Source organism: Exilibacterium tricleocarpae (assembly GCF_007004655.1).
GTDB classification, from domain to species: Bacteria; Pseudomonadota; Gammaproteobacteria; order Pseudomonadales; family Cellvibrionaceae; genus Exilibacterium; species Exilibacterium tricleocarpae.
Genome location: NZ_ML660089.1, coordinates 16,050 through 40,426 on the forward strand (window position 1 = coordinate 16,050; position 24,377 = coordinate 40,426).

The 24,377-nt window shown below is 59.7% G+C and carries 4 protein-coding genes (1 of these 4 only partly in view); all 4 read left to right on the top strand.

The window, feature by feature from the left end; genetic code table 11:
* Tightly spaced (at most 50 nt apart), the 4 genes in view from FKG94_RS04745 to FKG94_RS04760 form a layout consistent with a single transcriptional unit that may run on beyond the window.
* Window positions 1–20,250, top strand: the 3' portion of a protein-coding gene (locus FKG94_RS04745) for a non-ribosomal peptide synthase/polyketide synthase (RefSeq protein ID WP_281284211.1). The gene continues 16,047 nt to the left of window position 1, outside the view; 20,250 of the gene's 36,297 nt are visible here — the last part of the coding sequence; its start codon lies off the left edge, out of view; the stop codon is at window positions 20,248–20,250.
* A 50-nt stretch (window positions 20,251–20,300) separates the two neighbouring features.
* On the top strand, window positions 20,301–22,127 hold the full coding sequence (locus FKG94_RS04750) for an ABC transporter ATP-binding protein (protein WP_142903064.1): 1,827 nt from the start codon (window positions 20,301–20,303) through the stop codon (window positions 22,125–22,127).
* Between the two features lie 24 nt (window positions 22,128–22,151).
* Window positions 22,152–23,144, top strand: coding sequence for a TauD/TfdA family dioxygenase (locus FKG94_RS04755; protein WP_142903065.1), 993 nt, complete (start codon window positions 22,152–22,154; stop codon window positions 23,142–23,144).
* A 20-nt stretch (window positions 23,145–23,164) separates the two neighbouring features.
* Entirely contained in the window at window positions 23,165–24,361 is a 1,197-nt protein-coding gene (locus FKG94_RS04760) for an efflux RND transporter periplasmic adaptor subunit (protein WP_142903066.1), read from the top strand.
* Window positions 24,362–24,377 lie beyond the last annotated feature (16 nt).

Here is a 24,377-nt window from a genome sequence, read left to right on the forward strand (position 1 = left end):
GAGCGGGCGCGACTGCACACCTTGATCACTTGCCGGGGTTTGGCACCGGCCTGGTATGCGGACAACTTGCTGCAGTTAGACGTTGTCGATACGCAAACTGATCTGGCCCGGCAGCCGGTCGATAATCTGGATGTAACACTGGATACCCGTGCACCGGCGTTTGCGTTTTTCACCTCCGGTTCCACCGGCACGCCCAAAGGCGCCCTCAACAGCCATGCCGGCGTTGTCAATAATATGCAGGCCATGGCGCAAGAGCTTGCGCTCACGCCCGCGGACCGGGTCTTGCAGTTCGCCGCGCTGGGCTTCGATGTGGTGATCGAAGAGTTGTATCCGGCCTGGTTTGCCGGTGCGACGGTCGTGTTGCGCGATGAAGAAGGACTGTTGGGCTGCGCGCAGTTGCAGGCCTTGTTGACGCGAACGACGGTCACTGTGTGCGAATTGATGGCCGGTTACTGGACGCATTGGGTGCAGTATTTACAGCAGCAAAAGCTGCGACCGCCGTCGAGCTTACGCTGCTTGCTGTTGGGTAGTGACCGGGTCCCGGTGTCGATATATCAACAGTGGCAGGCGTTTGGGATTCCGGTAGTCAATGTTTTCGGCCTGACGGAAACGGGTTGTACGTCACTCGTTTATCACGCTGAGAATAAAGAGTCCCCGGCGTCGACCGACCCAACACAAGCCTACCTGCCCAACGGCCGGCCGCTGGCCAATACGGAAGTCTATGTTTTGGACGCTCGGGGCGCCCCGGTGGCGCCGGATGTGGTCGGTGAACTTTACCTGGGCGGCGCCGGCGTGGGCCTGGGGTACCTCGATGAGCCCGAACTAACCGCGGCGCACTTTATCCCGCACCCGTTTCATCAAGGTGGCGGTCAGGTCTACAAAACCGGCGATCTGGCGCGCTGGCGGGCGGACGGCAATCTGGAATTTATCGGGCGGCGCGATCATCAGGTGAAGGTGCGCGGCTTTCGCATCGAACTGGAAGAAATCGAAGCGCAGTTGTTACTTGACGCCGCGGTGGGTGAGGCCGCCGTTGTATTGTACGAACAGGAAGGCAGCGACGATACCGCTACGGCCCAGAGCCATTTGATTGCCTGGGTCAGTCCAGCCGATGGAACCGAATTGGATACCGAAGCGGTGCGGCACAATCTATCGCAACGACTTCCAGCGTATATGTTGCCGGCAGCGATTATGGTTCAAGCGGCGCTGCCGCTGACGGTCAGTGGCAAGGTGGACCGACAGGCGCTGCCGGCGCCGGACCTGAGTGCCCTGGCCGCGGTTTATGAGGCGCCGGAAGGGGACATCGAAACCGCGCTGGCGGAAATTTGGCAAGCGCTGCTGGGCGTAGAGCGGGTTGGACGGCGGGATAATTTTTTCCGTCTCGGCGGCCACTCGCTGTTGGTGATTCAACTGATCGCGCGCCTGCAGTCGCAGGGCCTGCACGCGGAAGTGCGGGCGGTGTTCGACCAGCCCACGTTACAGGCGTTGGCGGCCGTGATTGAAACGCAAGGGCGGCCACAGTTTCGGGCACCGCCGAACCTGATTGCGCCGGATTGCCGGCGGATCACGCCCGAGCTGTTGCCGTTGGTGGCGCTAAAGCAGGAAGAGATCGATCATATTGCCGCGCAGGTGCCCGGCGGCGCCGGCAATATCCAGGATATCTATCCGCTGGCGCCATTACAGGCCGGTATTCTATTTCACCATATGCTGGCGACACCCGAGCAGGGCGATGCCTATATCACGCCGATCCTGCTGGCCGCGGACAGCAAGGGGCACCTGGATCGCTTTCTGGCGGCGTTAAATAAGCTGGTGGCGCGCCACGATGTCTTGCGCACCGGCGTGTTTTGGGAGGGGTTGTCGCAGCCGGTGCAGGTAGTGCTGCGCGAGGCGCGGTTGCAGGTGCGGGAGCTCGAATTGGATGCCGCCGTCGACGGGCAGCAACAGTTGGAAGCGCGCATTGCGCCGGGCCGGCTGTGGATGGCGCTGCAGCAGGCGCCGCTGTTGCAGGTGGACGTTGCTGCCGATCCTCGCTCGGAAAAATATTTTATCCTTCTCTGCGAGCATCACCTTATCAATGACCATATCGGCCTGGAAATCCTGGTTGAGGAACTGAATACCTGTCTCCGTTCGGATAACCCGCAATTGCCGCCGCCGGTGCCCTATCGCGAGTTTGTGGCCCACGCCCTGGCGCTGGCGCAGAGCGAGGCAACGCAGCAGTACTTCCGTGTCCGCCTCGGTGATATGCAAGAGCCGACACTCCCCTTCGGCATACAGGATATTCAGGTGCGCGCCGACCGGATTCGCGAGGCCCGGTTGACGGTCGAGCCGGCACTGGCGGACCTGGTGCGGCCGTTGAGCCGGCGCCTGGGGGTGAGTGTGGCGAGTATTTTCCACCTGGCCTGGGCGCTGGTGGTGGGGCGTTGCAGTGGTCGCGACGACGTTGTTTTCGGCACGGTTTTATCCGGGCGTTTGCAGGGGACTCAGGGTGCCGAACGGATGCTCGGCCTGTTTATCAACACCTTGCCGCTGCGGCTGCCGCTTAAGGGTTCCGTCGAGAGTTGTCTGGAGTTTACCTACCGCGAACTGGTGGCATTGCTGGAGCATGAACAGGCGTCGCTCAATACCGCCCAGGCCTGCAGTGGTCTGGCCGCGGACACGCCTTTATTCAGCGCGCTGATCAACTACAGATATTCGGAACTTACCGAGCGGGACGACAGTACCGATACATCGGGTATCGAGGGGTTGATCGCCCATGAACGGGGCAACTATCCCTTCGATCTATCCGTGGATGATTTCGGTGCGACGGGTTTCCGGCTGGTGGTGCAGGTGGAGGCGTCGTTGGACCCGCAGTGTATTGCCACCTATATGCACTGCGCACTGGCGGGTCTTGTCGAGGCGCTGGACCAGGCTCCGCAGCGCCCTATGGCGGAACTCGATATCCTGCCGCCGGCGACGCGCGAGCAGGTGCTGCAGACGTTCAACCACAGCGATGCGCCGGCTGTTGCTCCCGCCCTGATTCACCAGGTGTTTGAAGCGCAGGTGTTGCGCGATCCTGGCGCCCGCGCTGTCGAACACGGTGAAGCACATCTCAGTTACGGTGCTCTCAACGCCCGGGCGAATCAGTTGGCCCACCATCTACGCGCGCAAGGGGTCACCCCCGGCGACCGGGTGGGGTTGTTGTTGCCGCGTTCACTGGACTTTGCCGTGGCGATGTTGGGGGTGTTAAAAGCGGGCGGTGTCTATATAGTGCTGGACCCGGAACATCCCGCGACACGGCTGCAACAAATTGGCGAGCGGGCGCGACTGCATACCTTGATGACTTGCCGGCGTTTGGCACCGGCCTGGTATGCGGACAACCTGCTGCTGTTAGACGCTGTCGCTGTGCAAACCGATCTGGCCGGACAGCCGGTGGATAATCTGGATGTAACGCTGGATACCCGTGCACCGGCCTTCGCATTTTTCACTTCCGGTTCCACCGGCACGCCCAAGGGCGCCCTCAACAGTCATGCCGGCGTTGTCAATAATATGCAGGCCATGGCGCAGGCACTTTCACTAACACCCGCAGACCGCGTCTTGCAGTTTGCCGCGCTGGGCTTCGATGTGGTGATCGAAGAGTTGTACCCGGCCTGGTTTGCCGGTGCGACGGTGGTGTTGCGCGATGAAGAAGGATTGTTGGGCTGTGAGCAGTTGCAGACCTTGTTGGCTCGCACGGCGGTCACGGTGTGTGAACTGATGGCCGGTTACTGGACGCACTGGGTACAGTATTTACAGCAGCAAAAGCAGCGCCCGCCGTCGAGCTTGCGTTGCTTGCTGTTGGGCAGTGACCGGGTACCGGTATCGGTGTATGAACAGTGGCAGGCATTTGATATTCCCGTGGTCAATGTTTTTGGTCTGACCGAGACCGGCTGTACATCGCTGGTTTATCACGCGAGTGGTAAGGAGCCTTCAGCCCTGGGTAAAGAGCCTTCAGCTCTGGGTAAAGAGCCTTCAGCCCCGGGTAAAGAGCCTTCAGCTCTGGGTAGAGAGCCTTCAGCTCTGGGTAGAGAGCCTTCAGCCCCGGGTAAAGAGCCTTCAGCTTTAGGTGGGGAGCCTTCCGTAACCACTGGCGCAGTAAAGGCTTACTTGCCCAATGGCCGACCGCTGGTCAACACGGAAGTCTATGTCCTGGACGCGCGGCGTGCCCCGGTGGCGCCGGGTGTGGTCGGTGAACTCTACCTGGGTGGCGCCGGCGTGGGCCTGGGGTACCTCGACGAGCCCGAGTTAACCGCGGCGCACTTTATCCCGCACCCGTTTCATCAAGATGGAGGCCAGGTTTACAAAACCGGCGATCTGGCACGCTGGCGGGCGGACGGCAATCTGGAATTTATCGGGCGGCGCGATCACCAGGTGAAGGTGCGCGGCTTCCGCATTGAATTGGAGGAAATCGAAGCACAGTTGTTACTTGACGCCGCGGTGGGCGAGGCCGCCGTTGTATTGTATGAACAGGAAGGCGGCGGCGATGCCGCTACGGCGCAGAGCCATTTGATCGCCTGGGTCAGTCCAGCCGATGGGATTGAACTGGATACTGAGGCGGTGCGGCACAATCTATCGCAACGACTACCGGCGTATATGTTGCCGGCGGCGATTATGGTTCAAGCGGCGCTGCCGCTAACAGTCAGTGGCAAGGTGGACCGACAGGCGCTGCCGGCGCCGGACCTGAGTGCCCTGGCCGCGGTTTATGAGGCGCCGGAAGGGGACATCGAAACCGCGCTGGCAGAAATTTGGCAAGCGCTGCTGGGCGTGGAGCGGGTCGGACGGCGGGATAATTTTTTCCGCCTCGGTGGCCACTCGCTGCTGGTGATTCAGCTGATCGCGCGCCTGCAGTCGCAGGGCCTGCACGCGCAAGTGCGGGCGGTGTTCGACCAGCCCACGTTACAGGCGTTGGCGGCCGTGCTTGAAACACAAGCGCAGCCACAGTTCCGGGCCCCGCCGAACCTGATTGCGCCGGATTGCCGGCGGATCACGCCCGAGCTGTTGCCGCTGGTGGCGCTGGAGCAGGAAGAGATCGATCATATTGCCGCGCAGGTGCCCGGCGGCGCCGGCAATATTCAGGATATTTATCCGCTCGGCCCGCTGCAGGAAGGTATTTTGTTCCATCACCGCTTAAGCGAGCCGGCCAGTGGTGATACTTATGTGACGCCGACGCTGCTGGTGCTCGATAACCGCGCGGCACTGGAGCGGCTGTTAACTGCATTCAACGCCGTTATCGCCCGCCACGATGTCTTGCGAACCGCTGTATTTTGGGACGGCTTGCCGCAGCCGGTGCAAGTGGTGCTGCGCGCGGCAAAGATGCCGGTCAACGATATTCCACTGGATGCCGGCGTCGATGTGCGGGCACAGTTGGAGCAGTATATCGCGCCCGGCAACCTGTGGATGGACCTCGGCCGGGCGCCGTTGTTACAGGCGGAGGTTGCCGCCGATCCCCATTCTGAAAAATACTTTGTCGTTATTAACGAACACCATATTATCAATGACGACATCGGATTAGAAATACTGCTCGAAGAGCTGGAAGCCTTTAGTAAAGCCGATAAACCGGATTTGCCGCCACCGATACCCTATCGTGAATTTATCGCACAAACCCTGGCTGCCGCGAAGAACCGGGAATCGGAGACCTATTTTCACAACCGTCTGCACTCGGTCGACGAGCCGACACTGCCCTATGGTTTGAGTGATGTGCATTTAGACGGCGGCCGCATTCGCGAGGCGAAGTCCCGGTTGCGACCGGACCTGTCGCAGCAACTGCGTGATTTGACAACAGCGCTGGGTGTTATTCCCGCCAGTTTTTTCCATCTGGCCTGGGCGCTGGTGGTGGGCCGCTGCAGTGATCGCGAAGACGTGGTTTTCGGCACCGTGCTGTCCGGCCGCCTGCAAGGTACTCAGGGCGCGGATCGCACTATGGGTCTGTTTATAAATACCTTGCCCATTCGCCTGTCACTGGCGGGTTCAATAAAGGCGTGTCTCGAATTTACGCATAACGAGTTGATGGCGTTATTGAAGCACGAGCAGGTGTCGTTGAATGTGGCGCAGAGCTTCAGCGGTCTGAGCGGTGATATGCCGTTGTTCAGCGCGTTGATTAACTTCAGGCACTCGGAACACCACGGTGGTGGCGACACCGATGAAGAGGATTCGGAAATCGATATCCTGTCGGGGCATGAGCGGGGCAACTACCCGTTTGATTTGTCGGTCGATGACTTTGGTGCCGACGGTTTTGGCCTGGTGGCCCAGGTTGAGCAGGCGTTGGACCCGCAGCGCATTATCGCTTATATGCATTGCGCGCTGGAAGGCATTGTCGAAGCTCTCCAACAGGCGCCGCACCGCCCCATGGCGGAACTCGAAATCCTGCCGTCGGCTGAGCGCGAGCAAGTGCTGCGCGGGTTCAGTGACAGTGATACGGCAGCTATTGCACCCGCCCTGATTCACCAGGTTTTCGAAGCGCAGGTGCTGCGCGATCCCGCTGCCCGCGCTGTCGAACACGGTGAGGCGCATCTGAGTTACGGCGCCCTTAACGCTCAGGCGAATCAACTGGCCCGCTATCTGCATGCGCGAGGTGTCGCCCCCGGCGATCGGGTGGGGTTATTGTTGCCGCGTTCACTGAACTTTGCCGTGGCGATGCTGGGCGTTTTAAAAGCGGGTGGTGTCTATGTGGTATTGGACCCGGATCATCCCGCGGCACGCCTGCAACAAATCGGCGAGCGGGCGCGGCTGCACACCTTGATGACTTGCCGGAGTTTGGCACCAGCCCGGTATGCAGGCAATCTTTTGCACTTAGACGCTGTCGATGTACAAACCGATCTGGCCCGGCAGCCGGTTGATAATCTGGATGTAACACTGGATACCCGCGCGCCGGCGTTTGCGTTTTTCACCTCCGGTTCCACCGGTACGCCCAAAGGCGCTCTCAATAGTCACGCCGGCGTTGTCAACAATATGCAGGCCATGGCGCTGGAACTGGCGCTGACGCCCGCGGACCGGGTCTTGCAGTTCGCCGCCTTGGGTTTCGATGTGGTGATCGAAGAGTTGTACCCGGCCTGGTTTGCCGGCGCGACTGTGGTGCTGCGCGACGAAGAGGGATTGCTGGGCTGTGAGCAGTTGCAGGCGCTGTTGACTCGCACGGCGACCACGGTGTGTGAGTTAATGGCCGGTTACTGGGTGCATTGGGTGCAGTATTTGCAGCAGCAGGGGCTGCGACCGCCGCCGGCCCTGCGTTGCCTGCTGTTGGGTAGTGACCGGGTGCCGGTATCGGTGTACGAGCAGTGGCAGGGGTTTGGGATTCCGGTAGTCAATGTCTTCGGTCTGACCGAGACCGGCTGCACGTCGCTGGTTTATCACGCCGATGATAAGGAGCCTTCAGCTTCAGGTGATGAGCCTTCAGCTTCAGGTGATGAGCCTTCAGCTTTAGGTAAAGAGCCTTCAGCTTTAGGTAAAGAGCCTTCAGCCTTAGGTAGAGAGCCTTCAGCCTTAGGTAGAGAGCCTTCAGCCCTAGGTAGAAAGTCTTCAGTATCCACCGACACAACCCAGGCTTACCTGCCCAACGGCCGGCCGCTGGCCAATACAGAAGTTTATGTTCTGGACGGTCGGGGTGCGCCGGTGCCGCCGGGTGTGGTCGGTGAACTCTATCTGGGCGGCGCCGGCGTGGGCTTGGGCTACCTCGACGACCCCGAGTTAACCGCAGCGCACTTTGTGCCGCACCCGTTCGATCCACATCGAGGCCGGGTCTACAAAACCGGGGACCTGGCGCGCTGGCAGGCGGACGGCAACCTGGAATTTATCGGGCGGCGCGATCACCAGGTGAAGGTGCGCGGCTTTCGCATCGAACTGGAAGAAATCGAAGCGCAGTTGTTGCGCGACGCCGCGGTAGGTGAGGCCGCTGTCGTGCTGTACGAAAATTCCGATAGCGGCGATGCGGCCGCGACTCAGGGCCACTTGATTGCCTGGGTCAGCCCGGCCGCCGGCGTTGAACTGGATACGGAGCAGGTGCAGCGCAACCTGGCACAACGGCTGCCGGCGTATATGTTGCCGGCGGCGATTATGGTCCGGGCGACGCTGCCGTTGACGCTCAGCGGCAAGGTGGACCGGCGGGCGCTGCCGGCGCCGGACCTGAGTGCCCTGGCAGCCGTGTACGAGCCCCCGCAGGGGGACATCGAAACGGTGCTGGCAGAGATCTGGCAAACACTGCTGGGCGTGGAGCGGGTCGGGCGGCAGGATAATTTCTTCCGCCTCGGCGGCCACTCGCTGTTGGTCATGCAACTGATCGCCAGTTTGCAGGCGAGGGGCCTGAATACTAGTTTGCGCGCCGTGTTCGACCAGCCCAGTTTGCAGGGGCTGGCCGGGGCAATCGGGACGCAGCGGCACCGGCAGTATAAAGCGCCGCCGAATCTGATCCCGGCGGACTGCCGGCGGATTACGCCCGAGCTGTTGCCGCTGGTGACGCTGGCGCAGGCGCAGATCGACCATATCGCCGCCCAGGTGCCCGGCGGTGCCGGCAATATCCAGGACATCTACCCGCTCGGCCCGCTCCAGGAGGGCATCCTGTTTCACCATATGCTAGCCACGCCCGAGCAGGGCGACACCTACATTATGCCCACCTTGCTCACCGTATCCGATCAGGTGCAACTGGAGCGCTTGTTGGCGGCGTTGAACAAGCTGGTGACACGTCACGATATTCTGCGCACCGCAGTGTTCTGGCGCGGCCTGCCGCAGGCTGTACAGGTGGTGCTGCGCGAGGCGCCGCTGCGGGTGAAAACGTTTGATTTGGACGGATCGCGGGATCTGCTGACACAGTTGCGCGCCCGTATCGCACCGGAAAACCTGTGGATAGCACTCGACCAGGCGCCGTTGCTACAGGTGGAGGTCGCCGCCGACCCGCAGTCAGCAAAGTATTTTGTAATTATTAACGAGCACCACATTATCAACGACCATATCGGCCTGGAAGTCCTGGTCGAGGAGTTGGAGGCGTGCCTGCAGTCCGACAATCCCCCGTTGCCGGCGCCGGTGCCCTACCGCGAGTTTGTCGCCCACACCCTGGCTTTGGCGCAAAGCGGCGCGACCGAAAAGTACTTCCGCTCGCGGCTGGGGGATGTCGACGAGCCCACGCTGCCTTTCGGTATACAAGACATTCAGGTCAAAGCCAGCCAGATTAACGAAGCCAGTTTGCCGGTGGCGCCGGTGCTGGGCGGGAAAATTCGCGCCCTGAGTCAGCGCCTGGGTGTAAGCGCGGCGAGTATTTTCCATCTGGCCTGGGCGCTGGTGGTAGGTCGTTGCAGCGATCGCGACGATGTGGTGTTCGGCACGGTGTTGTCCGGGCGCCTGCAGGGCACGGAAGGTGCCGATCGGATGATCGGTCTGTTTATCAATACGTTACCGCTGCGTTTGCGACTGACCGGCTCGGTTGCGGACTGCCTCGACCACGCCCACCGGGAAATTATTGAACTGCTGAGTTACGAACAAGCTTCATTGTCGACGGCGCAGGCGTGTGCGGCGCTGCCCAATGATATGCCGTTGTTTACCAGTCTGTTCAACTACCGCTATGACCGCATGGCCGGGCGCCGGGACCAGCCGGATACCGGTGCCGGCCAATTGCCGGAGGATGCTATTTTTGATACCGGCGAAGGGCACGAGCGAGGTAACTACCCCTTCGATCTGTCGGTGGATGACTATGGCGAGTACGGTTTTGAACTGGTGGCCCAGGTGGAGGCGTCGATCGACCCCCACTGTATCGCCGCCTATGTTCACCACGCATTGACAGACATTGTCGAGGCACTGGACCAGGCGCCGCAGCGCTCCATGGCAGAACTCGATATCCTGCCGCCGGCGACGCGCGAGCAGGTGCTGCAGACATTCGGTCACAGCGACGCGCCGGCCATTGCCCCCGCCCTGATTCACCAGGTAGTCGAAGCACAGGTGTTGCGCGATCCCGACGCCCGCGCTGTCGAACACGGTGAGGCGTATCTCAGTTACGGTGCGCTTAATGCCCGCGCCAATCAACTGGCCCGCTATCTGTGCGCGCAGGGTGTCGCCCCCGGCGATCGGGTGGGACTATTGTTGCCGCGTTCACTGGACTTTGCCGTGGCGATGCTGGGTGTGTTAAAAGCGGGTGGCGTCTATGTGGTGCTGGACCCGGATCATCCCGCGGCACGGCTGCAACAAATTGGCGAGCGGGCGCGGCTGCACACCCTGATCACGTGCCGGAGTTTGGCGCCAGCCTGGTATGCGGACAACCTGTTGTGTTTGGACGCCGTCGATGTACAAACCGATCTGGCCCGGCAGCCGGTTGATAATCCGGCGTTAACACTGGACACCCGCGCGCCGGCGTTTGCCTTTTTCACCTCCGGTTCCACCGGTACGCCCAAAGGGGCTCTCAACAGCCATGCCGGCGTTGTCAATAATATGCAGGCCATGGCGCAAGAGCTTTCGCTCACGCCCGCGGACCGGGTCTTACAGTTCGCCGCACTGGGCTTCGATGTGGTGATCGAAGAGTTGTACCCGGCCTGGTTTGCCGGCGCGACAGTCGTACTGCGCGACGAAGAGGGATTGCTGGGCTGCGAGCAGTTGCAGGCCTTGTTGACGCGCACATCGGTCACCGTGTGTGAACTGATGGCCGGTTACTGGGCGCATTGGGTGCAGTATTTACAGCAGCAGGCGCTGCGCCCGCCGTCGAGCTTGCGCTGTTTGCTGTTGGGCAGTGACCGGGTCCCGGTGTCGGTGTATCAACAGTGGCAGGGGTTTGGGATTCCGGTAGTCAATGTCTTCGGTCTGACCGAGACCGGCTGCACGTCGCTGGTTTACCACGCCGGTGATAAGGAGCCTTCAGCTTTGGGTAAGGAGCCTTCAGCTTTGGGTGAGGAGCCTTCAGCTTTGGGTGAGGAGCCTTCAGCTTCAGGTAAAAAGCCCTCAGCCTTAGGCAAAGAGCCTTCAGCGTGCACCGATACAACCCAGGCCTACCTGCCCAATGGCCGGCCGCTGGCCAATACGGAAGTCTATGTTTTGGATGCTCGGGGTGCCCCGGTGGCGCCGGGTGTGGTCGGTGAACTTTACCTCGGCGGCGCCGGCGTGGGCCTGGGGTACCTCGACGAGCCCGAATTAACCGCGACGCACTTTATCCCGCACCCGTTTAATCAAGGTGGCGGTCAAGTTTACAAAACCGGCGATCTGGCACGTTGGCGGTCGGACGGCAATCTGGAGTTTATCGGGCGGCGCGATCACCAGGTGAAGGTGCGCGGCTTTCGCATCGAACTGGAGGAAATCGAGGCGCAGTTGTTACTTGACGCCGCGGTGGGTGAGGCCGCTGTCGTGTTGTATGAACAGGAGGACTGCGACGATGCTGCTACAGCCCAGAGCCATTTGATTGCCTGGGTCAGTCCGGCCGACGGCGCCGAATTGGATACGGAGCAGGTGTGGCACACGCTATCGCAACGGGTACCGGCGTATATGTTGCCGGCGGCGATTATGGTGCGGGCGTCGCTGCCGCTGACGGTCAGTGGCAAAGTGGACCGACAGGCGCTGCCGGCGCCGGACCTGAGTGCGCTGGCCGCGGTTTATGAAGCCCCGGAAGGGGAAATCGAAACCGCGCTGGCGGCGATCTGGCAATCGCTGCTGGGCGTGGAGCGGGTCGGACGGCGGGACAACTTTTTCCGCCTCGGCGGCCACTCGCTGTTGGTGATTCAACTGATCGCGCGCCTGCAGTCGCAGGACCTGCACGCAGAAGTGCGGGCGGTGTTCGATCAGCCCAGTTTGCAGGCGTTGGCCGCCGTGATTGAAACACAGGGGCGGCCACAGTTTCAGGCACCGCCAAATCTGATTGCGCCGGATTGCCGGCGGATCACGCCCGAGCTGTTGCCGTTGGTGGCGCTGGAGCAGGAGGAGATCGATCATATTGCCGCCCGGGTGCCCGGCGGCGCCGGCAATATCCAGGATATTTATCCGCTCGGCCCCCTGCAGGAGGGCATCCTGTTTCACCACATGCTGGCCACACCCGAACAGGGCGACACCTATATTATGCCCACTTTGTTGACGGTGTCCGATCAGGTGCAACTGGAACGCTTTCTGGCGGCGCTGAACAAGTTGGTGGCGCGCCACGATATTTTGCGCACGGCGGTATTCTGGCGGGGCCTGTCGCGGGCGGTACAGGTGGTACTGCGCGAGGCGCCGCTGCGGGTGACGACCTTCGACCTGGACGGGTCGCGGGAGCCACTGGCGCAGTTGCGCGCCCGGATCGAGCCGGACAACCTCTGGATAGACCTCGGTCAGGCACCGCTGCTGCAGGTGGAAGTCGCCGCCGACCCGCAGTCGGAAAACTATTTTGTGATCATCAACGAACACCACATTATCAACGACCATATCGGGCTGGAAGTGTTGGTCGAGGAGTTGGAGGCGTGCCTGCAGGCGGACGATCCCCAGTTGCCGCCACCGGTGCCTTACCGGGAGTTTATTGCCCACACCCTGGCGCTGGCGCAGAGCGGCGAGACAGAGAAATACTTCCGCTCACGCCTCGGTGATGTCGATGAACCGACGCAACCTTTCGGGCTCACCAATATTCATGTAGAGCCGGCCAAAATCAAAGAGGCGGTAGTGCCGGTGGAGCGGGGTGTTGCGAAGGACATTCGTCGCCACAGCCAGCGCCTGGGCATCAGTCCGGCCAGTTTCTTCCACCTGGCCTGGGGGTTGGTGGTGGGCCGCTGCAGCGATCGCGACGATGTGGTGTTCGGCACCGTGTTGTCGGGGCGTTTGCAAGGCACCCGCGGCGCTGAGCGTATGCTCGGCCTGTTTATCAATACCCTGCCTGTGCGCCTGTCTTTGCAAGGCAGCGTAACAACGGCGTTGCAGCTCGCACACCGCGAACTGGTGAATTTGCTGAACTATGAGCAGGCGTCACTGGTTGCCGCGCGCGCCTGTTCGGCACTGCCCGGCGATACACCGCTGTTTACCAGTTTGCTCAACTACCGCAATGACCGCCACAGCGTCGATACTCGCCGCGAACCGGCGGCGGATACCGGCGCCGCTGCGGCGCACAACGATATCATCGATCTGGGTGAGGGGCATGAGCAGACCAATTATCCCGTCACCATGGCTGTTGACGATATCGGTGATGCCGGTTTCGCGCTGGTCGCGCAGGTGGTCGATTGTCTCGATCCGCAGCAACTCGCCGCTTACCTGCAACGCGCAGCGCAATCGCTGTTACTGGCGCTCGAGGAGGCGCCGCAGACCTGCCTGTCCACGCTCGATATCGTGCCCGTTGCCGAGCGCCGCCTTTTGCTGTCGCAATCCAACCCGCCGGCCGTGGCTTATCCGCAGGAATGCCCGATCCATAGCTTGTTTGAACGGCAAACCAGGTGCCAGCCGACAGCGACGGCGCTGGTTTATGAAGATACGTCGCTCACCTATGCGGAGTTGAACCAGCGAGCCAACCAGTTGGCTCGCCACCTGATGGAGCAGGGGGTGCAACCGGACACGCTGGTGGGACTGTATATGGAGCGCTCATTGGAAATGGTGATCGGCATGCTGGGGATTTTGAAGGCGGGAGGCGCCTATGTGCCGTTGGACCCGTCCTATCCCCAGGCGCGCCTGGCGTATCAACTCGAAGATGCGCAGTTAGCGATTGTGGTGACCCAACAGGCGCTGGCCGAGCGCGCGACCATTGCGCCTGAGCGGTTTATTTGCCTGGATAGCGAAAGCCTGCAAAGACAGCTAAAAGGTTATAGCGATACTGATCCGCAGCCGGCAAACCAGGGCCTGGATTCGGGCCACCTCGCGTATGTCATCTATACCTCCGGTTCGACGGGGCGGCCCAAAGGCGTGATGGTGGAACACCGCGCGGTCGTCAACCGTATCGACTGGATGCAAAAAGAATACGGCCTCAACCGGCAGGACCGTGTGCTGCAAAAGACGCCTTTCAGTTTCGATGTGTCGGTATGGGAGTTTTTCTGGCCGCTGGCCCATGGCGGTCGCCTGGTCCTGGCGCGGCCGGATGGGCACAGAGACAGCACCTACCTGGTGGATGTGATTCGGCAGCAGCAGATTACGGTGCTGCATTTTGTGCCCTCGATGCTGCGCGCCTTGCTGGCGGCGCAGGACTGGCACCAATGCCACAGCGTAACCAAAGTTTTTTGCAGCGGCGAAGTGCTGGACAAGCCGCTGCAAGACCGTTTTTTCGCCACCGGTACGGCCAGCGAACTGCACAACCTGTACGGGCCCACGGAGGCGACTGTCGACGTCAGCTACTGGGCCTGTTCGCGTGACGACCGCGGCCGTTACGTCCCCATCGGTAAACCGATTCAAAATACCGCGCTATACGTGGTGAACCGGCAACTGCAGCCGGTACCCCCGGGGGTTGCCGGAGAATTGCTGATCGGCGGTGCCGGCCTGGCCCGCGGCTACTTGAATCGCGCCGGGTTGACGGCGGAAAAATTTTTCCGCAATCCTTTTAGTGACGATCCCCACAGCCGGCTTTACAAAACCGGCGATCTGGTGCGGCGCCGGCCCGACGGCAACCTGGTGTTTATCGGTCGCCGGGATCACCAGGTGAAGTTGCGCGGCCTGCGCATCGAACTGGGTGAAATAGACGCCCAGCTGTTGCGCCACGAGGCGGTGCGCGAAGCCGTGGTGGTTTTGGGCCGGGGTGCGGCGGACGATGAGCGCCTGATCGCCTATGTGACGGCGGCGCCGCAGGCGGATATAGACACCGGCGACCTGCGTGAATACCTGCGGGCGAGCCTGCCCGATTATATGGTTCCCGCGGCGTTTGTGGTGTTGGCGTCACTGCCCCTGACCAGCAGCGGCAAAATCGATCGCAAAGCGCTGCCGGACCCGGACCCCGATGCCTGCACCGGCCGCGACTATGAAGCACCGCTCGGCAACACCGAGCAGACCCTGGCGCAACTCTGGCAGGACTTGCTGGGCGTTGAAAAAGTCGGTCGCGACGATGGGTTTTTCGAACTGGGTGGACAATCGCTGTTGGTGATCCAGCTGATTGCCCGTTTGCAGGCAGCGGGGCTGAGTACGGATGTGGCGACGGTATTTGCCGCACCCCGCCTGCGGGATTTGGCCGCCGCAATTCAACAGCGCCAGCGCGCGGAGTTCAAGGCGCCACCGAATCTGATTGCGGCGGATTGTACCGCGATCACGCCGCAACTGTTACCGCTGGTGGAACTCGATCAGGCTCAGATCGATCTGATTGCCGCGCGGGTACCGGGCGGCGCCGCCAATATTCAGGATATCTATCCGCTGGCACCGTTGCAGGAAGGCATCTTGTTTCACCATATGTTGGGCTCGCCGGAGCAGGGCGATGTTTACACCCTGCCCACACTCTTGGTGGTGCCGAACCGGGCGCGGTTGGACAGGTTTTTGACGGCATTGAGAAAGCTGGTTGTCCGCCACGACGTATTGCGCACCGCGGTGCTGTGGGAGGGTTTGCCGCAGGCCGTGCAGGTGGTGTTGCGCGAGGCGGACTTTGAGGTCAACGAATTCCAACTGGATGCATCCCGCGAGCTGTTGCCGCAGTTGCGGGCCCGGATCGCGCCGAAAAATGCCTGGATGGATTTGGGGCAGGCACCGCTGTTGAAAGTGGAGGTCGCGGCGGAGCCGGTTGCCGAAACGGCGTTGTCGGATGATTCTCTTAGGGACTCTACCCGCTACTACATCATCATCAATGTCCACCATATCAGTAACGATCACGTCGGCCTGGAAATCCTGATCGAAGAGCTGGAGGCCTATCTGCAGGCGGACGGCCCGCCCTTGCCGGCACCGGTTCCCTACCGCGAGTTTGTCGCCCACACCCTGGCGCTGGCGGCGAGCGGCGCGGCCGAAGACTACTTCCGGTCGCGCCTGGCGGACGTCGACGAGTTGACGCTGCCGTTTGGTGTCACCGATACCCAGGTGGAACCCGGCGCGGTCAGGGAGGCGGTCCGGCCGCTGGATCAGAACCTGTCGCTACAGATTCGCCGTTACAGCCAGCAACTGGGTATCAGCACCGCCAGCTTCTTCCACCTGGTCTGGGCGCTGGTGGTGGGGCGTTGCAGCAATCGCGACGATGTCGTTTTCGGTACCGTATTGTCGGGACGCCTGCAGGGGACTCGCGGAGCGGAGCGGATGCTGGGCCTGTTTATCAACACCCTGCCTATCCGCCTTTATCTGCGCGGCCCGGTGCGGGCGGCGCTGCAAACCGTTCACCGGGAACTGATGGAGCTGTTAAATTACGAGCAGGCCTCGCTGGCTGCGGTCAATGCCTGTACGGGTATCGCCAACAACACGCCGCTGTTTACCAATTTGTTTAACTATCGCTACGTTCGGCACACCGCAGAAGAAGACGCAGCACCTGAGGAGGACGGGTCGCGCGAAGACGATATCGTCGATCTGGACGAGGGTTTCGAGCAGACCAACTACCCCATCGCCATGTCGGTCGACGATATGGGCGAGGCCGGCTTTGCGCTGGTCGCACAGGTGATACCGGCGCTGGACCCGCAACGCCTGGCGGCTTATATGCAGTGCGCGGCCGTCAATTTGATCGGGGCTTTGGCCGCGGCACCGGAGCAGGACCTGGCGGCGATAGATATACTGCCCGCAGTTGAGCGCGAGCAACTGGCTGTCGAGTTCAACCGCACCGCGGTGGCCTATCCGCAAGACAGCCTGATCCACCAACTATTTGAAACACACGTTGCCGCGACACCGACGGCTACCGCCCTGGTGTATCAGGAGCAGACGTTGAGTTACGGCGAGTTGAATGCGCGGGCCAACCGCCTGGCGCATTTCCTGATAGCGCAAGGCGTAACGCCGGATACCCTGGTGGGTTTGTGTGTAGAGCGGGGCCCCGACATGATGGTCGGTGTGCTGGGCATTTTAAAAGCCGGCGGCGCCTATGTGCCCATGGACCCCGGCTACCCGGATGCCCGCCTCCGTTACCAGATCGCCGATGCGGGACTGGCACTGGTGCTGACGCAAGGCGAGTTAGCTGCGCGCCTGCCGGCCGCGACAGCGCTGTGTCTGGACGATCCGCAGCTACAGCAGACGCTGGCGGCTCACCCTGCGGACAATCCGCCGCCGTCGGCGACCGAACTTACCGCCAGTCACCTGGCTTACGTGATCTACACCTCCGGTACCACCGGCCAACCCAAGGGCAGTCTGTTGACCCACCGGGGCTTGGTAAACCTGTCACTGGCGCAACAGCGCGAGTTGCGGGTCGAGCCCGACAGCCGGGTATTGCAATTCGCCTCGGCGGCGTTTGACGCTTCGGTGTGGGAGTGGAGCATGAGCCTGTGCCACGGTGCCCGCCTGGTGATACCGAGTGCAGCGGTGCAAAAAGATCCGCAACAGCTAACGGAATTAGTGGTTGGCGCGGGAGTCACCCACGCAACCCTACCGCCGTCGCTGCTGGCGCACCTGGAGCGAACGCAGTGGCAGTCGGTGCAGGTGTTGGTGGTGGCGGGGGAGAGCTGCCCGCTGGCGCTGGCCCGGCAGTGGCGAGAGGGCCGCACGTTTGTCAACGGCTATGGACCCTCGGAAGCGACTGTGTGTTCGAGCATGATGACGTTTACCGAAACTAGCGAATGCCTGACGATCGGCAGGCCGCTGCAAAATGTGCAGTACTATGTTGTTGAGGACGTTGTTGAGGACGTCGTTGAGGACGTTGTTGATGGTGTTGTCGAGGACGCTGCTGAGTCCATTGTTGAAAACGCGGGTAAACGCGTAGTTGAAAATATAGCTGAGAGCACCACAGACGCTGCGCGCGAAGGTGCTGTTGAGAAGCGCCTGCGCCTGGTGCCGCAAGGCGTTGCCGGAGAATTGCTGATCGGCGGTGTAGGCTTGGCGCGAGGCTATTTAAACCGCCCTGAACTGACCGCGGCCAAGTTTATTCGCAACCCGTTTGACGCCGGGGGCAGCGAGCGCCTGTACCGCACCGGCGATCGGGTGCGTTGGACGGCACAGGGCGAGTTGGAATTTCTCGGCCGGGTGGACCAGCAGGTAAGCCTGCGGGGCTTTCGGATCGAGTTGGGCGAAATCGAGACGCAGCTTGCCGAGCATCCGGCGGTGGGAGAGGCGGTGGTGGTGCTGCAAAAAACACGCGCCGGTGACGGACGTCTGGTTGCCTATGTGACGGCGGCGGAGGCCGGGGGAGAACCCGATGCGGGGAATTTGCGCGATCACCTGAAAAACCGCCTGCCCGAGCATGCGTTGCCGGCGGCCTTTGTGGTGATGTCCGCGCTGCCGTTGACCCGCAGCGGTAAAGTTGACAGAAAGAATCTGCCACAACCCGAACAGGATTTATCCGCTGTCAAAAGCTATGTGCCGCCGTGGGGTAAAACGGAAGAGTTGCTGGCTGCTGCCTGGGCGGACTTGCTGGACGTGGCAACAGTGGGCCGACACGATAACTTCTTTGAACTGGGCGGCCACTCGATTATTGCGCTGAAGCTGGCCAGTCGGTTGAAGACTGAAGGGTACCAACTGCCGTTAGCGGCACTGTTCGAGCACCAAACCATCGCCACCCTGGCAATGCATCTCGATCGCGCGATATCAAAACTGGAAAACCCGATCGCGCTCAACCGGCCCGCCGGTAAAGCGTGCGCTCCGCTGTTTCTCGTGCACGAAGTGAGCGGTGAAATTTTCTTTTACAATCATCTGGCCAAACTGCTGGAAGCCCATATGCCGGTGTATGGGTTGCAGTTGCTGCAGATGGATATAGCGCTGGAGAATGTATCGGTAAAATCCCTGGCGGCTACCTACATCGAGTCGCTGAAGCGTATTCAGCCGACCGGTCCCTATCGAATCATGGGCTGGTCCGCCGGCGGCAGTATTGCCTATGAAATGGCCTACCAGTTACTGGGTGCGCAGGAGCAGGTCGAGTTGCTGGGCCTTATCGACACCGGCCGGGAAGGTTCCGAGCGCGAAGCGCGGGATTTTGATGTGTTCGACAGTCTTAACGACGACCTGGAGAGCCTCTTTGGTATCCGGGTCGATATCGCGCCGTTAAGGCAATTTGCCAATACCGATGGTGCCTGCCCATTGATCGGCGCCGACCGGATTGACGCCATGGCCGCCGTGCCGGAAGTGGCTGCGCTGTTTGAGACGGCGGCGGCCGGCGGACTTGACCGGGAGATCTTTATCGAGCGGATTAACGTTTATCACGCGGTCAATCTCGCGGTGTTGCGGTACTATCCGCCGCAGTTGCCGTTGACGGTGAAATTGTTTTCCGCAGCCGGCGGCGATGACGATACCCTGGCGCAGTGGCAGACCCTGTTGGGCGATAAGGTAGAGAACACTGAAGTGGGCGGCGATCACTGGACGATAGTAAAACCGCCCCATGTCGAGGTGCTGGCCGAAAAGATTCTGGACAGTCTCAACAGGATAAAACCCCAACCCGCGGCTGCCGACCGGCTCTATTCGCCGCTGGTCCATATTCAAAAGGGGAGACAGGGACAGACGCCGCTTATCTGCATTCCCGGTTCGGCGGAAAGCGCTACCTGCTTTTTGGACCTGGCCCGCTCGCTCGGCCCCGATATACCGCTGGTGGCGGTACAGCCAAAAGGGCTGGATACGCTGACGGTACCCCATATCTCGGTGGAGCATGCTGCAAGCTGTTACCTCGACGCCATAAAAGCGGAATACCCCTCGGGACCCTATTGCCTGCTGGGTCATTCATTTGGTGGCTGGGTTGGCTACGAGATGGCTGTCAGGCTGATAATGGGGGGCGATCAAGTGGCGTCGCTGGTGCTGGTGGACTCCGAGCCTCCGGCGTTGCAGGCCCGCGCATCGAAGCGTCCCTCCCGGGTGGACCATCTTCTGGAGCTTATAGAAGTCCTAGAACAAAGCGCGAACAAGGATTTTGCCATTACCCATAAGCAGTTGACTGCGCTCTGTGAAGACGAGCAGTTGCGGTTGTTGCTGGAGCGGATGGTTGCGGCGGGGCTGGTATCGGCCGATATGGATATCCAGTTTATCAGGGCGATGGTAAATACCTTTATCACCAACGCTGAAACGGTTTACCTGCAGGACGTCCAATATCGGGGTGAGGCACTGTTAATCACTGCCGGACAGCGGGGTAAAAATGAACGGCTGTCGCCGGAGGAGATTGCCGCTGCCTGGCAATCGAACCTGCCGAATTTAAAATCGATCACTATCGACGGGAATCATATGTCCATTTTACAACGTCCCATGGTCGATCAGATCGGGCGTCTCCTGAGACGTGAATTACTCGAGGCGCCGTCCGGCGAAATATCGGTTGTTCACTAAATTTACTGCAAGTTCAGTTTTGTACATTAAGTACATTGGGAAAGTGAGTTATGGATAAAGCGAGCGCGGGTGAAACAGTGGATGGCGCCGGGGAAAAAATAGAGGGTTACGCCTCTTTAAAGCGGTTGTTTGTCTTTTTGAAACCTTTTGCACCCATGCTGACAATGGTCTTTCTGATGACCTTATCGGTGGCGGGGCTGTCGATGCTGATTCCGAAAGTAGTGGGGGACGTTATCGACAATTCCCTCAAACAAGGTAATTTGTCCGACTTAAACAGTATTTCGCTCTATTTGCTGTTTTTGATTCTTTGTATGGCGTTGTTGAGATATTTTTCTTCCTATTTTTTGGGGCGTGTCGGCGCTAAGCTGCTGCGTCAACTGAGATCGCGCTTATTTGAACATATCGTCTTTTTATCGTTGAATTTTTTCCAAAAACGTCAAGGCGGTGAATTGAATGCCAGAATCACCAGTAATCTGCAGACCATCCAGCAGTTATTGACCTCCGAGATGCTGGGCGGCATACAGTCGGCGCTGCAGATGATCGGTATTGTCGTGATCTTGTTTTACACCAATTTCGAGCTGACAATCATTGCGCTGGCGGCCTGTCTTCCGGTTATCGTGATCAGCAGTATTTACGGTGGTTTGCTGGAGTCTTCTTTCGTAAAAATCAGCGATGCCCTGGCCAACTCCTCGGCCAATGTGGAGGAGGTGGTCAAGGGCATAGATACGGTGCAGGCGTTCGGCAGGGAGCAGGCGGAGATTTCCCGCTACCGGCGGCTGATGGGCAATCTGTTTGGCGCGCAGATGCTGCTGGTAAAAAGAGAGAGCACTTACAACGCCTTGCTGGAATTTTTCGGGTTCTCCGCTATTGCCGTGGTGTTATGGTTCGGCGGCAAGCTGATTTTAAACGACCAGCTTTCAATCGGTGATCTGACTGCCTGCCTGATGTATATGTTGATTTTCGCCTTTTCGGTGCAGGAGATAGGCATATTTTTTGCCAACCTCAAGGAGTTGACCGGGGTCAGTCATCGGGTGTTCCAGATCTTGGATGAACAGCCACTGGTAAAAGATAAAGGTCCAGCTACCATTGACCGCGCCCGGCCGTTGCATATCGAGTTGTCCAATGTATCGTTTTCATACCCTGCCAACGCCGGAAAAACGGTGCTCAATGACGTTTCCCTGGATATAAAGGAAGGGGAAAAAATCGCCATTGTGGGCCCGACCGGGTCCGGAAAGACAACGCTTTTCAAACTGCTGATGCGGTTCTATGACCTCCAGGACGGCAGCATCCGGGTCAACGGGATCGATCAGTCTGCCTATAGACTTGACAGTTTGCGCAATTTATTCGGGCTGGTGTCGCAGGATATATTTCTTTTTTCGGGCACCGTTTATGAAAATATCAGCTACGTCAATAATCGTGTTTCCGCAGTGGAAGTGGAGGATGCTATCGAGGCGATAGGGGCCACGGAGTTTATCGATTCGTTGAAACACGGGCTGCAGGAGCAGGTCGGTGTCGGCGGCTCCCGGCTGTCGGGCGGGCAGCGGCAACTGCTGGGGCTGGCCCGGATTTACCTGAAGAATCCACGGGTGTTGCTGCTGGATGAAGCGACCAGTTCCCTGGATTCGGAGTCGGAAGAAAAGATACAAAATAGTCTGAAGAAACTGAAGGAAAACAGAACCACCCTTGTGATTGCCCATCGCCTGGCAACAGTAGTGGAGTCGGAGCGAATCGTGGTACTGCAGGGCGGGAATATCATTGCCATGGGGGATCACATCCATTTGATCAAAAACTGTGAACTCTACAGCAAGTACTGGCGCTGGCAGTCCCGCGGTGCCGATCCGGTGATCTCGAAAGATATCGATCTGGCGATTAATTGATGCTTCGAAGAGGAGGCCGATAGCATGTTGAAATACAGTGAGAATATTGTCAGCAAAACGAACAGTCAACTGGACGCCGTTAAGATAGACAAGCTCAACGACATTGTCCTGTTGATAACACCGGCTGCCGAGATCGATCTGGTGGCCTGGACACAGGCACATAGAGATATTATCGACGGTCTTGTCGTCGATACACCGGCGATCTTGTTCAGGGGATTCAGCGGGATTTCCCGGGATAGCTTTACACGATTCTGCGGTGTATTTGCCGAACCTATGAATTATATCTACCGCTCCACCCCGAGGACCGAACTGAGCGGCGGTTTGTATACGGCGACGGAGTACCCCTGCGAGGCGACCATACCGCAACACTGTGAAAACGCCTATCAGAAAGTATGGCCGTTGAAGCTCTATTTCTACTGTGAAAAATCTGCGCCGCAGGGCGGCGAGACGCCGTTGAGCGATATCCGCAGCGTGACCGCGACCATACCTGCGGAGATAAAGGAAAAGTTCAGGCAAAAAAAAGTCATGTATGTTCGCAATTACAGGCCCGGTATGGATATACCCTGGCAGACGGTGTTCCAGACCACACAGAGGGAGGTGGTGGAGAAGTTCTGCGAGGCCAATGCGATCGAGTGCGAGTGGAAAGACGGCGATTCGCTGCGCACGGTACAGATCTGCCAGGGGCTGGCGCAACACCCGATTACCGGAGAGGAGTTGTGGTTTAACCAGGCGCACCTCTTTCATGTCTCCAGCCTCGAGCCCCAGATCAGGGACACGCTGTTGCAGATTTATCCGCAGGAGAATTTACCGAGAAACGCTTATTATGGCGACGGCAGTCCGCTCGAAGAGGATGTGCTGAAGCAGATTAGCCAGGCCTATGAAAAATACAAGTTTACCTTCAAGTGGCACGACGGTGACTTTCTGTTGGTGGATAACATGTTGTGCGCGCATGGCAGAAATCCCTTTTCCGGCGACCGGAAAGTATTGGTTTCCATGAATATTCCGACCTCAGCCTAGGGCGGGGAGATGCAGTCAATATGATTTACCGACATAAAACCCTGTGGGCGGTCGCCTTGTTGGGCCTGGGTGTGCTGGCGTTATGGCTGCTGCCTTCCCTGCAGCCGGAGGCGGAGAAAATGCAGGAAGCGGAAGCACCGCCGTTCGTCACTGCCACGCCGATCGCGTTTTCCTCCATGCACCTGATGGTGAGTTCTTACGGTTTTGTGCAACCTCGGTATGAAACGGACATAGTGTCCCAGGTGCAAGGCAATATTGTCTATCTGTCGCCAAAGTTTATGCGCGGCGGACTGGTAAAGAAAGGCGAAGTACTGGTTAAGATTGACGACCGGGACTACCAGTCACTGCTGGTCGAAGCGGAGGCCGACCTGGCCAAGGCGCAGGCCGACCTGGCACTGGAGCTGGCACGCAGTAAAGTGGCGAAAGCGGAGTGGGAAAACATCACCAACAAAAAACCGAGCAGCCTGGGTTTACGCCATCCCCAGTTGGCCCACGAAATGGCTCGGCTCAGGGGCTCGGAAGCGTTGCTGAGCCGGGCCCGGAACAATCTTCTGCGCACTAAAATCAGTGCGCCTTTTGACGGCCTGGTTGCCAATCGGGCCCAGGGTTTGGGGGCCTATGTCGGTGCCGGGACCGTGCTCGGCACAGTTATGAGTACCGATGTGGCCGAAGTGCGCCTGCCGCTGGCCGGTAAAAACCTGAAACATCTCGCCGATTCCGGCAGGGGTGCGGGTATAGGCGCGGAGGTCACCCTGGCGTCGGAGTTTCTCGGCGAAAGTGTCACCTGGCGCGGCGAGGTGGTGAGGGAGGAGGGGCTGATCGACCGCAAAAGCCGGATGAGCTACTTGGTAGCCGAAATTGCCGACCCCTATAAAACCGCGAACCCGGGCGAGTCGGCGGTGGCGCCGCTGCGATTTGGTACCTATGTCAATGCCAAAATACAGGGCGTTTTTCTCGAGAAAGCTGCGGTTGTGCCGGAGCATCTGGTGCGTGACGGCCGTATCGCCATTATGTCGAAGTCGGAGACGCTCGAATATATACCGGTAGAGGTGGTTAAACGCGATGGCGACAGGGTTGTTATTAACGGCGATCTCCAAAATGGCGATCTGATGATCACCACGGCGTTGTCCTATCCGGTCGAGGGGATGCGACTGCGGTTGCTGGAGGTGGGGTACGACGGTTCGGGTACCCGGGCTGTCGGCCAGAATCTGCAATGAGGCTTTGAGGTGCAGG

What these genes read in the sequence shown, in the direction of transcription:
- FKG94_RS04755 (WP_142903065.1), top strand. Translation starts at nt 22,152, where the DNA reads ATGTTGAAATACAGTGAGAATATTGTCAGCAAAACGAACAGTCAACTG.
- FKG94_RS04750 (WP_142903064.1), top strand. Translation starts at nt 20,301, where the DNA reads ATGGATAAAGCGAGCGCGGGTGAAACAGTGGATGGCGCCGGGGAAAAA.
- FKG94_RS04760 (WP_142903066.1), top strand. Translation starts at nt 23,165, where the DNA reads ATGATTTACCGACATAAAACCCTGTGGGCGGTCGCCTTGTTGGGCCTG.